General features: G+C 66.1%; 12 protein-coding genes. 9 read left to right on the forward strand and 3 right to left on the reverse strand.

Annotated elements, in window-relative coordinates; translation table 11 throughout:
* Positions 1–12: 12 nt before the first annotated feature.
* Positions 13–936, reverse strand: coding sequence for a LysR family transcriptional regulator (locus AC6LKD_RS02150; protein ID WP_207467150.1), 924 nt, complete (start codon positions 934–936; stop codon positions 13–15).
* A 164-nt stretch (positions 937–1,100) separates the two neighbouring features.
* Here AC6LKD_RS02150 and AC6LKD_RS02155 point away from each other — a divergent pair, with 164 nt between their 5' ends.
* Together AC6LKD_RS02155 and AC6LKD_RS02160 are read left to right on the forward strand one after the other, a co-directional pair.
* The gene (locus AC6LKD_RS02155) at positions 1,101–1,583 is read left to right on the forward strand and encodes a VOC family protein (protein ID WP_013390792.1); all 483 of its coding nucleotides are present in this window, start codon (positions 1,101–1,103) and stop codon (positions 1,581–1,583) included.
* Positions 1,584–1,601: 18 nt separating this feature from the next.
* Positions 1,602–2,276 (forward strand): flavin reductase family protein, encoded by a 675-nt coding sequence (locus tag AC6LKD_RS02160; protein ID WP_498114917.1) that lies wholly within the window; start codon positions 1,602–1,604, stop codon positions 2,274–2,276.
* An 18-nt stretch (positions 2,277–2,294) separates the two neighbouring features.
* Here the strand turns inward: AC6LKD_RS02160 and AC6LKD_RS02165 are convergent, their stop codons facing one another.
* Entirely contained in the window at positions 2,295–3,227 is a 933-nt protein-coding gene (locus AC6LKD_RS02165) for a LysR substrate-binding domain-containing protein (protein WP_498114919.1), read from the reverse strand.
* A gap of 171 nt (positions 3,228–3,398) precedes the next feature.
* Between AC6LKD_RS02165 and AC6LKD_RS02170 the strand changes: the two genes are divergently transcribed.
* The 6 genes from AC6LKD_RS02170 (at position 3,399) to AC6LKD_RS02195 (ending at position 8,650) form a co-directional block, all read left to right on the forward strand.
* A complete protein-coding gene (locus tag AC6LKD_RS02170) occupies positions 3,399–4,310 on the forward strand; it encodes an amino acid ABC transporter substrate-binding protein (RefSeq protein ID WP_498114921.1) in 912 nt (303 codons plus the stop codon).
* Positions 4,311–4,403: 93 nt separating this feature from the next.
* Positions 4,404–5,150, forward strand: coding sequence for an amino acid ABC transporter permease (locus AC6LKD_RS02175; RefSeq protein ID WP_207467139.1), 747 nt, complete (start codon positions 4,404–4,406; stop codon positions 5,148–5,150).
* A 9-nt stretch (positions 5,151–5,159) separates the two neighbouring features.
* Positions 5,160–5,849: an amino acid ABC transporter permease gene (locus AC6LKD_RS02180; protein WP_498114923.1), complete on the forward strand. Its 690-nt coding sequence runs from the start codon at positions 5,160–5,162 to the stop codon at positions 5,847–5,849.
* 57 nt (positions 5,850–5,906) lie between these two features.
* On the forward strand, positions 5,907–6,641 hold the full coding sequence (locus AC6LKD_RS02185; RefSeq protein WP_041652034.1) for an amino acid ABC transporter ATP-binding protein: 735 nt from the start codon (positions 5,907–5,909) through the stop codon (positions 6,639–6,641).
* A gap of 5 nt (positions 6,642–6,646) precedes the next feature.
* A complete protein-coding gene (locus AC6LKD_RS02190; protein WP_498114925.1) occupies positions 6,647–7,702 on the forward strand; it encodes a threonine aldolase family protein in 1,056 nt (351 codons plus the stop codon).
* A 42-nt stretch (positions 7,703–7,744) separates the two neighbouring features.
* Entirely contained in the window at positions 7,745–8,650 is a 906-nt protein-coding gene (locus AC6LKD_RS02195; protein ID WP_498114927.1) for an EamA family transporter, read from the forward strand.
* Positions 8,651–8,728: 78 nt separating this feature from the next.
* Here the strand turns inward: AC6LKD_RS02195 and AC6LKD_RS02200 are convergent, their stop codons facing one another.
* Positions 8,729–9,025, reverse strand: coding sequence for an acylphosphatase (locus AC6LKD_RS02200; RefSeq protein ID WP_013390801.1), 297 nt, complete (start codon positions 9,023–9,025; stop codon positions 8,729–8,731).
* A gap of 159 nt (positions 9,026–9,184) precedes the next feature.
* Between AC6LKD_RS02200 and AC6LKD_RS02205 the strand changes: the two genes are divergently transcribed.
* Complete coding sequence (locus AC6LKD_RS02205) at positions 9,185–10,081, forward strand: phytanoyl-CoA dioxygenase family protein (protein WP_207467133.1); 897 nt, start codon at positions 9,185–9,187, stop codon at positions 10,079–10,081.
* The last annotated feature ends 83 nt before the right edge of the window (positions 10,082–10,164 follow it).

Here is a 10,164-nt window from a genome sequence, read left to right on the forward strand (position 1 = left end):
GAAGCCCTATTTTTACAGGGTCGGGGAAGCTTCCGCAGGCGTGCCGCAGACCTGCTTGATCGTCTGCCTTAGCCATCGGTGTGCCGGGTCGCTGTCCAGCCTTGGCGGCCAAGCCTGCACCACCGTGACCGGGCGCATGGGTACCGGCACCTCGAAGGCGCGCAGCTTCAGGCCCAGGCGCTCGACGCCGGGCATCAGGTTCTGGGGCATCGACGGCAGCACCAGGTCGGAATCGGCCAGGGCGAAGATAGCGGCGTGGAAGGTGGGCGTGATCAGCGTGACGTGGCGCGCCAACCCGAGTTCTTCCAGGGTGTCGTCTATAGGTCCTTGCGCGCGTCCCCGACGTGAGACGCTGACGTGGTCGTAGGCGCAAAAGCGCTGCGGGGTGATGGGCGCCTTGAAGATCGGGTGTTCATTGCGCGCCAGACCGCAGAAGGCGGTAGTGAACAGGGTCTGCACCTTGATATCGGCGCCGAACTTCTGCGAAGAACCGATATAGAGATCGGCATCGCCGCTGAGTGCGTCGGCGTCGTGATTGCCTTCGGAGACGAAACGCAGCACGGCGCGCGGCGCATAGCGGCGCAAGTGTTCGCGCAACCGGCCGCCGTAGCCGCCCACGAAAACGTCGTTGGCGCGCAAGGTGAAGACGCGGGTCAAGGTCGCCAGATTGACGTCTTCGCCGAAGGCCGTGAAGACGGCCTGCGCTTGATCGATCACGTGGCGCACCTGTTCATGCAGGGCCAGCGCGCGGGGCGTGGGCGCCAGGCCCCGGCCGGAACGCACCAGCACGGGGTCGCCGACGGCTTCCCGGATGCGTGCCAGGCTGCGGCTCATGGCGGGAGTGCTCAGGTTCAGCCGGCGCGCCGCGCCGACGACGCTGCCTTCCTGGATCAGCACGTCCAGGGTCAATAGCAGATTCAGGTCTAGCGGTTTCATGCGTCCAAGCATAGCGCGGCGGACAAACCCGACGGGCGTTCCAGGGTTGCGTCTGGTGCACTTCTCGATTGCTCGGGACGGCATTCCCCGGCGTTCGGACCGGGACCAACATTCCAGCCTTGGCCGCGCGTGGGCGCAGGCCGATGAAAACCAAGGAGAGACAAATGGCGCTGGAAGTTCTGGAGCTGCATCATCACGCCGTGCGCATGCCGCTGGACAAGGTCGCGGCCATGGGCGCGTTTTATGGACACGTGCTGGGGCTGGACACGGACCGTGGCCGTTGGGAGATTCCGGGCATCGCCGGGTACTTCCTGGACATGGGCAACGACTGCCAGATCCATCTGCTGGGCAGCGACGGGCCGTCGCCCTATTCCCAAGGTCCGGGCTGTGATCCTGTGGAAAACCATGTGGCGCTGGCGGTGCGCGATATCGCGGCGGCCGAGGCGGAACTGCAGCGCCTGGCCGTGGACTACTGGAAGCTGGACAACGTGGCGGCGCCCGAACTCATGCAACTGTTCCTGCGCGACCCGGTCGGCAACCTGATCGAGTTGCACCAGATCGGCCGCTGCCGCTGCAAGCGCAGCGACCGCGCCTTCGCCGACGCGAAGGCCGCGCAAGGCGCCGCGCCCTCGCAGGGCCGGGACTGAGGGGCCTGGGGATAAGCCATGTTCATTGATCTGAATGACCTGGCGGGTCCGGCGCGCTACAAGCTGCTGACCGCGGCGATCGTGCCGCGGCCTATCGCCTGGATCGTGTCGCGCGACGCCGCAGGGACGACGAACGTGGCGCCGTTCTCGTTTTTCAACCTGATGTCCGGCGATCCGCCGTTGATCTGCGTCGGCATCGGCGTGCGTGGCGACGCGCCCAAGGATACCGCGCGCAACATTGCCGAACGCGGCGAGTTCACCGTGAGCCTGGTGTCCGCTCCGCAGGCCGGACGGATGAACGTGACGGCGGTGGACTTTCCGGCGGGCGTGGACGAGTCCCGGGAAGCCGGCCTGGAGCTGTCGCCGTCGCGGCGCATCGAGGTGCCCTGGGTGGCGCAATCGCCGGTGGCGTTCGAGTGCCGGGTACATGAACTGATGCGCATCGACCGCCGCAGCCTGATCGTGGCGCAAGTCGCGGCCATGCACGTGCGAGACGACGTGGTCGCGGACCGCGAGCATCTGTATCTGGATGGCCCCGCCATGGACCTGCTGGCGCGGCTGCACAACCCTGGCTGGTATTGCCGGCCGCAGGCGGCCTTCCAGATGCCTCAGCTGACGCTGGCGCAGTGGGAGGCGTTGAAGCAGTCGGGCGAGGCCGAGCGGTATCTGGAGCAAGGCGCCGCAGAGCGCTGATGGCACAAGCGCGCGGCGTCACCGCCCCGTCCGCGCCTTCAGATCCCCCATCTCCTCCAGCATGAGCTGGTGCGCATAGCGTGAGAACACGCTGACCAGCCGCGTGCGCGTGTGGTACGGCGGATAAAGCAGCGCCACCGTCACCGGCACGGCGGGGCTGAAGGGGCGGATCTCGACATTGTGGGCGGTGTATTCCTCGCGCGCGGCCAGCGGGTTGATGAGGGCCACGCCCAGACCCGCGCCGACCAGGGCGCAGATGGACGAGCCCAGGCCGGCCTCGGCCACGGTCTGGCGTTCGACCTTGGCCGTCCTGAACACCGCGTCGATCTTTTCGCGCAGCGGCGTGCCGCTGGTAAAGGCCACGAACGGCTCGCCGGCGAAGTCCGCGGGCTTGAGTTTTTTCAGTTTGGCCAGGCGATGGCCTTTGGGCACCACCGCTACGCAGCTCATCGTCAGCACGGGTTCGACCTGGATGCCGGGGGAGTCTCCCGACAGCATGGCCAGCCCGGTGTCGCAGAACCCCGAACTGATCCAGTTGTGCACCGTGCTGGCGTTGCCGGAATGGATGGACACCATCACGTCCGGGTATTCCGTCTTGAAGGCGGCGACGATGCGCGCCAGCAGGCCGCCGGCCAGCCGCGGCATGGCGGCCACGCTCAGGCGGCTGGCGCTGAACGAGCGGATGCTGGCCGCGGCCGACTCCAGGCCGGCCAGGCCGATGAAGGTCTTTTCCACTTCCTGGAAGAAGCGCGAGCCGTCCTGCGTCGGGCTCAGGCGGCTGCCGTTGCGGTCGAACAAGGCGAACTGGGTAATGGCTTCCAATTGCGCAATTAAGCGGCTAACGTGCGGCTGCGAGGTGTGCACGCGGCGCGCGGCGGCGGTCATTGAGCCGGTCATCATGACGGCGCGGAACGCCTCGATGTGCCTCAGGCCCATCCGTGGAATGGCCATGTCAAATCCGTATAGAGGAATACTTGATTGGAACTGGATAAAACCATACCGCTAGTTGATACTTTTCGCCAGCCGCGGGGCTCATCGCGGGACGAGGCGGCTGTCAGCCAGGCTGGCGCCGTCGATCGTGAACATAAGCATGCGCCGCTCGAACGGCGCCAAGGGAATCAGATGAAAGCACTTGCTGCGATCTCCGCCGCCGTGGCCCTCTTGGGTGGCACGGCCTCCGCCCACGCCGAAGGCCCCAGCCGCCTGGACAAGATCAAGGAAACCGGCGTGATCACGCTGGGCCACCCGGAGACCTCGGTCCCCTTCGCCTATCTCGACGGCAACCAGAAGCCGATCGGCTACACGGTGGAGATCTGCCAGGAAGTCGCCCAGTACGTGAAGGCCGCCCTGAAGCTGCCCAAGCTGGAGGTGCGCTACAACCCGACGACTTCCGCCACGCGCATTCCGCTGCTGGCCAATGGCACCATCGACCTGGAATGCGGCAACACCACCAACAACCTGGACCGCCACAAGCTGGTGTCGTTTGCGCCCACGACCTTCGTGGCGCAGGTGGTGCTGGTGGCGCGCAAGGACGGCGGCGTGGATCCCAACAACCTGGAGTCCTTCCGCGGCAAGTCCATCGCCGCGCAGGCCGGCGGCCAGACCTTCCGGTTGATCTCGCAGCTGAACGCCAAGGGCAACCTGGGCATCACCATGGCGCCCACCAAGGACACCGCCGAAACCATACTGATGGTGGAATCGGGCCGCGCCGCGGGGTCGGCCAATGACGACGGCATCGCCTATGGCGCGGTGGCTTCGTCGAAGAATCCCGACGCCTTCGTGATCGGCACCAAGGGCCTGGAAATGGCGCCCTACGGCATCATGGAGCCCAAGGACGATCCGGCCTTCAAGAAGGTGGTGGACGACGCGGTGCGCGATCTGATCAAGACGGGCAAGGTGGCAGCGATCTACGACAAGTACTTCAATGCGCCGATCCCGCCCAAGCAGATCAACCTGAAGTACCCGATGAGCGATGCCCTGAAGCGCGCGCTGGCCAATCCGACCGATTCCGGCGATCCCAAGGCGTACGAGTAAGCAGGTTGTCCGCGGGATGCCGGGCATCCCGCGCACCGCCGTGCAAGGACACCGGCCGCCAGGCGCGGCCGGCATCGCCATCAAGGGACGGGCATGAATTACAACTGGAGTTGGAGCGTCTTCCTGGAGATGTCGCCGGACGGCGTGCATACCTTCCTGGAAACGATCTTCATCGGCGTGGGCTGGACCTTGGCGCTGGCCCTTACCGCATGGGTGTTCTCGCTATTGTTCGGGGCGTGGCTGGGCGTGATGCGCACCGCCAGTTCGCGCCTGTTGAATGCGCTGGGCGCGACGTATGTGGAGGTGTTCCGCAACATCCCGCTGCTGGTGCAGATGTTCCTGTGGTATTTCGTGCTGCCCGAGCTGCTGCCGCATGCCTGGGGCCTGGCCATGAAGCAGATGCCGCAGCCCTGGGGCCAGTTCGTGCCGGCGGTGCTGTGCCTGGGGTTCTATGGATCGGCGCGCGTGGCCGAGCAGGTGCGCGCGGGCATACAGTCGCTGCCGCGCGGCCAGTTCCAGGCGGGCACCGCGCTGGGCCTGACCGAGACGCAGGTGTACCGCTACATCATCCTGCCCGAAGCCTTCCGCATTGTGCTGCCGCCCTTGACCTCGGAGTTCATGGGCACCATCAAGTATTCCTCGGTGGCGCTGACCATCGGCCTGCTGGAACTGACGGGACAGGCCCGCTCCATGCAGGAGTTCAGCTTCCATATCTTCGAAGCGTTCTCCGCCGCCACGGTGATCTATCTGATCATCAACGGCATAGTGGTGCTGGGCATGCGCCTGCTCGAACGCCATGTTGCGGTTCCCGGACTGATCGGTTCGGCGAAAAGGCCCTAGGACGACACCATGGGCAAATTCGATTTCGATGTGATCTGGGCGGCGCTGCCCTATCTGTTCAAGACGGGCATGACGTTCACGCTGACGCTGACCGCGCTGGCGGGCGTGATGGGCCTGGCGTTGGGCACGCTGCTGGCGATGATGCGGCTGTCGCGCTTCAAGATACTGTCGGTGCCGGCGGATATCTACGTGAACGTGATGCGTTCGATTCCGCTCTTGCTGGTGATCTTCTGGTTCTACTTCCTGGTGCCCTATATTGCCGCCTGGGTGGTGGGGTCGCCCACGCCGCTGCGCGTGGGGGCGTTCAATTCGGCGGTGATCACCTTCACTTTGTTCGAGGCCGCGTACTTCTGCGAGATCATGCGCGCGGGCATACAGTCGATCGCGCGCGGCCAGGTGTCGGCCAGCATGGCGCTGGGCCTGAACCACTGGCAGGGCATGCGCTACGTGGTGCTGCCGCAGGCCTTCCGCAACATGCTGCCGGCGCTGCTGACGCGCATCATCATCCTGTTCCAGGACACCTCGCTGGTGTATGTGCTGTCCTTGACCGACTTCCTCGGCGCGGCGGCCAAGATCGGCCAGCGCGATGGCCGTCTGGTGGAGCTCTATCTGTTCGTGGCGGTGGTGTATTTCGTGATCTGCTTCACGGCGTCCCGCCTGGTCAAGCTGCTGGAAAAGCGCACGCGAGTGCTGCGCTAGCGCAGCCCTTCCAGTTATCCACAGGTTCCAACAATGCAACTCTCTTCCCAGCCCCCGATGATAGCGATCAAGCAGGTCAGCAAGTGGTACGGCGACTTCCAGGTACTGGACGATTGCTCCACCACCGTGGGCCGTGGCGAGGTCGTGGTGGTTTGCGGGCCGTCGGGCTCGGGCAAGTCCACGCTGATCAAGACCGTGAATGCGCTGGAGCCCTTCCAGAAGGGCGAGATCCAGGTCAACGGCATTTCGGTGGGCGATCCGCGCACCAACCTGCCCAAGCTGCGTGCGGTGGCCGGCATGGTATTCCAGCACTTTGAACTGTTCCCGCACCTGTCGGTGACGGAGAACCTGTGCCTGGGCCAGCTCAAGGTGCTCAAGCGCGGCAAGGACGAAGCCCGCCAGCGCGCGCTGGCGCTGCTGGAGCGCGTGGGCCTGTCGGCGCACAAGGACAAGCATCCCGGCGAACTGTCGGGCGGCCAGCAGCAGCGCGTGGCGATAGCGCGCGCGCTGTCGATGGACCCGGTGGTCATGCTGTTCGACGAACCGACCTCGGCGTTGGATCCGGAGATGGTCAACGAGGTCTTGGACGTGATGACCGACCTGGCCGCCGAAGGCATGACGATGATGGTGGTGACCCATGAAATGGGGTTTGCCCGCCGCGTCGCCGACCGTGTGATTTTCATGGACGGCGGCAAGATCGTGGAAGACTGCGACAAGGAGCAGTTCTTCGGCGATGTGGAGGAGCGTGCGCCGCGCACGCGCCAGTTTCTTTCCAAAATCCTGCAGCACTGACAGCCATGACCCAGACCCACCCCGCCGCCGCCCGCGCACCCGTCGACCTGCGCAGCGACACGGTCACCCATCCCACCGCGGCCATGTACGAACGCATGCGCACCGCGCCCATCGGCGATGACGGCCTGGACGGCGACCCTACCGTGCGCGAACTCGAGGCTTACGTGGCCACGCAGCTGGGCAAGGAAGCCGGGCTGTTCGTGCCCAGCTGCACCATGGCCAACCTGTTGGCGGTGCTGGCGCAGACGCAGCGCAATGAACAGGTGGTGCTGGAGTCGGCTGCCCACATGTACACGTCCGAGCGCGGCGCCGCCACGTTCACCGGGTCGTTCTACCTGGGCGTGCCTGGTTCTGATGGCGCCATGGACCTGAACCGCCTGGAGGAAGCCTTGCTGTCCGGCGGCCACAGGTTGAAGACGGCGCTGGTGACGATGGAGACCTCGCACAACAATGCCGCCGGGGCGGTGCTTCCGCTGGACCACATGCAGGCGGTGCTCGGTCTGGCGCGTGCGGCGGGCGCGCCCGTGCACCTGGATGGCGCGCGCCTGTACAACGCCGCCGTGGCGCTGGGCGTGGCGGCGGGCGAGATCGCCCGCCATGCCGACACGGTGTCCCTGTGCTTGTCCAAGGGCTTGAGCGCGCCGGTTGGCGCGGTGCTGGTCGGCAGCCAGCCTGTCATGGCCCGCGCGCGCGTGCTGCGCCGCATGTTGGGCGGCACGCAGCGCCAATCGGGCATCATGGCCGCGGCCGGCCTGGAAGGCGTGCAGGCAATGAGCGGGCGGCTGGCCGAGGACCACGTCCGCGCGCGCCGCCTGAGCGCCGGCATCAACCGCCTGGGGCGGACGATCTCGGCCACTGAACCGCAGACCAACATCGTGCAGGTAGAGACGGCCGGCACCGGCATGAGCAATACCGAGTGGGTCGCGGCGCTGCAGGCAGCGGGCCTGCTGGTGCGCCCCTGGGGCCGTACGCGGTTGCGCTGCGTGACCCACCGCCACATCGGCGACGCCGACATCGACGCGGCCGTGCGGGCTTTCGAAACGGTGCTGAACGCCGGCTGATCTGCTCCGTTTCGGGGGGCGGGCGCGATGCGATAATGCCGCATGACCACGACCCATCTTTCCCGAAAAGACTATCTCTGCGCACTGGCGGTCGTGGTCATCTGGGGCACCAACTTCGTCGCCATGAAAGTCGGCATGCGGGGTCTTTCCCCCATGCTGCTGGGCGCGCTGAGATTCGCGCTGGCGGCCTTCCCCCTGATTCTCTTCGTACGCGCGCCGCGCCTGCCTTGGCGCTGGGTGGCGGCCTATGGGCTGGTGCAGGGCCTGGGCCAGTTCGGGCTGCTCTTCACCGCCTTGAAGTTCGGCATGCCGGCCGGCATGGCGTCGTTGGTGATCCAGACGCAGGCGTTCTTCACGTTGCTGCTGGCCGCGCCCCTGCTGCATGAGCGCGCGCAGCGCCATCATTGGATCGGGCTGGGCGTGGCGGCGCTGGGGCTGGCGGTCATCGCTGGCGGCCGCGGCGAAGGACCGGGCCAGATGACCATGCTGGGCTTCGCGCTGACGCTGGGCGGCGCGTTCATGTGGGCCGTGTCCAACATCATCGTGCGGCTGGCCAGCCGCAAGGCGCCCGGCTACGACCCGTTTGCCTTCATCGCCTGGAGCAGCGCCGCGCCGGTGCTGCCTTTCCTGCTGCTGGCCGTGCTGATCGACGGCTGGGAGCCGGTGACCGGCATGATCCTGGGCATGGGCTGGGGGGAAATCCTGTCGGTGTTGTACCTGGCGGTGCTGGCCACCTTGGTGGCCTACACGCTATGGACGCAATTGCTGACGCGCCACGCCGCCGCCAAGATCGCGCCGTTCTCGCTGCTGGTTCCCGTAGTGGGGCTGTGGGCCGCGTCGATGGCCTTTGGCGAGCGGCTGGAGCTGCTGCAATGGCTGGGCGTGGCCTGCGTCCTGGCCGGCCTGCTTTTCAACCAGCTGGGCGGGCGCTGGCTGCGCACACGCTGATTCGGGCTTCCCAGAACCCTACCCCGCGCCGCCTCGCCCGTGCGGACTAAGCCGTAACGGCGAGCAGACCCGGCGGCCTCAGAGTTGCTCGAAACGGATGTAACGCTTATCGGTGTACTCCCGGCGGGTGGTGATCTCTTCCACGCTGGCGCCCGGGGGACCGCGCCGCAGCCATTCCAGCATGTGGTCGACCTGATCGGCGGTGCCTTGCACCAGGGCTTCGACCGTGCCGTTCGGCAGGTTCTGCACCCATCCCTTGGCGCCCAGCATGTGGGCGCGCCGCACCGTGGCGTGGCGGTAGCCCACGCCCTGCACGGTGCCGGTAATCGTGACGTGCACGGTCTCGATATGGGTATCGGCTTTAGGGTCTTGCATTGTTTCTCTCTTGGATGAGGCGCCGCGCTCGGCGATGTACGTAGACGGTAGTGACTACGGCGGATGGTCTATAGGCCCGGGGGTCGCCTGGCGATACGTTAGAGCTCATGTCAAAACGTGCCAACGGGAACACCGTTACCAGAGCTTGGAGAAGCCATTATGGAAGAGACCAGTTTGTTGTCGGAAGCTGAGACAGCGCGCTACAGGGAGCAAGGTTACCTGGCCCTGAACGACATGTGCCCGCAGGACGAGGTGGGTTACATCCGCAGGACGCTGCTCGACCTGTTTGCGAACAAGACCGGCTACAACGAGGGTGCGCAGTATGACTTTGTGAGCCGTGACGACCCGTCCAAACCCGCCAAGTTTCCCAGTTTGCACGATCCGCGCCATTATGCCCCGGGCCTCCTGAAGACCGAGTATCACGAGCGCACCCTGGAACTGGCGCGCCAACTGTTGGGCCCCGAGGCCGCCCTGTACGGCGAGCACGCCCTGCTCAAGCCTGGCCCACACGGACCGGAAACCCCGTGGCACCAGGACGAAGCGTTCCGCTCGCCGGACTTCATCTACAACGAACTCAGCATTTGGCTGGCGCTGCAGCCGGCTACGCTAGAAAACGGCTGCATGCAGTTCATCCCGGGCTCCAACCAGTGGGACGTGCTGGAGCATCGATCGCCGGGCGGCGACAAGACCCTGCATCCGCTGGAATGCTGCGGCGATTTCGCGCGCGACCAGGCGGTGCCGGAACCGTTGGACCCGGGCGGCATCACGGTGCACGACGCCCGTACCCTGCACTTCACCGGACCCAACACCTCGCAGTCGCCGCGCCTGGCCTACATCCTGATCTACAACACGCCGCCGGTCTACAAGCCTGGACGCCGCGAGTTCCCGTGGCTGGAAGGCCGCTGGACCGACAGCCAGACCCGCAAGAAGCAGTGGCACAAGCGCGGCGGGCTGGCCGTGGACGTGATGCGCCGTTTGCCGGGCGCGCGGCTGACCAGCCCGCGCTGGGTGGCCTGGGCCACGATCCGGGCGGTGTCCAAAGTCTGGCCGCGATAACGGGGGCGCAGGGGCCGCAAGAGTCCCTGCGATAAGGCTGGGTCTTATACACATCTGGCGCCGCCGACCACCATCACACGGTG

The organism is Achromobacter sp. D7-1, from assembly GCF_059760445.1.

What these genes read in the sequence shown, in the direction of transcription:
- AC6LKD_RS02160 (WP_498114917.1), top strand. Translation starts at nt 1,602, where the DNA reads ATGTTCATTGATCTGAATGACCTGGCGGGTCCGGCGCGCTACAAGCTG.
- AC6LKD_RS02205 (WP_207467133.1), top strand. Translation starts at nt 9,185, where the DNA reads ATGGAAGAGACCAGTTTGTTGTCGGAAGCTGAGACAGCGCGCTACAGG.
- AC6LKD_RS02150 (WP_207467150.1), bottom strand. Translation starts at nt 936, where the DNA reads ATGAAACCGCTAGACCTGAATCTGCTATTGACCCTGGACGTGCTGATC.
- AC6LKD_RS02175 (WP_207467139.1), top strand. Translation starts at nt 4,404, where the DNA reads ATGAATTACAACTGGAGTTGGAGCGTCTTCCTGGAGATGTCGCCGGAC.
- AC6LKD_RS02200 (WP_013390801.1), bottom strand. Translation starts at nt 9,025, where the DNA reads ATGCAAGACCCTAAAGCCGATACCCATATCGAGACCGTGCACGTCACG.
- AC6LKD_RS02190 (WP_498114925.1), top strand. Translation starts at nt 6,647, where the DNA reads ATGACCCAGACCCACCCCGCCGCCGCCCGCGCACCCGTCGACCTGCGC.
- AC6LKD_RS02185 (WP_041652034.1), top strand. Translation starts at nt 5,907, where the DNA reads ATGATAGCGATCAAGCAGGTCAGCAAGTGGTACGGCGACTTCCAGGTA.
- AC6LKD_RS02170 (WP_498114921.1), top strand. Translation starts at nt 3,399, where the DNA reads ATGAAAGCACTTGCTGCGATCTCCGCCGCCGTGGCCCTCTTGGGTGGC.
- AC6LKD_RS02195 (WP_498114927.1), top strand. Translation starts at nt 7,745, where the DNA reads ATGACCACGACCCATCTTTCCCGAAAAGACTATCTCTGCGCACTGGCG.
- AC6LKD_RS02165 (WP_498114919.1), bottom strand. Translation starts at nt 3,227, where the DNA reads ATGGCCATTCCACGGATGGGCCTGAGGCACATCGAGGCGTTCCGCGCC.
- AC6LKD_RS02180 (WP_498114923.1), top strand. Translation starts at nt 5,160, where the DNA reads ATGGGCAAATTCGATTTCGATGTGATCTGGGCGGCGCTGCCCTATCTG.
- AC6LKD_RS02155 (WP_013390792.1), top strand. Translation starts at nt 1,101, where the DNA reads ATGGCGCTGGAAGTTCTGGAGCTGCATCATCACGCCGTGCGCATGCCG.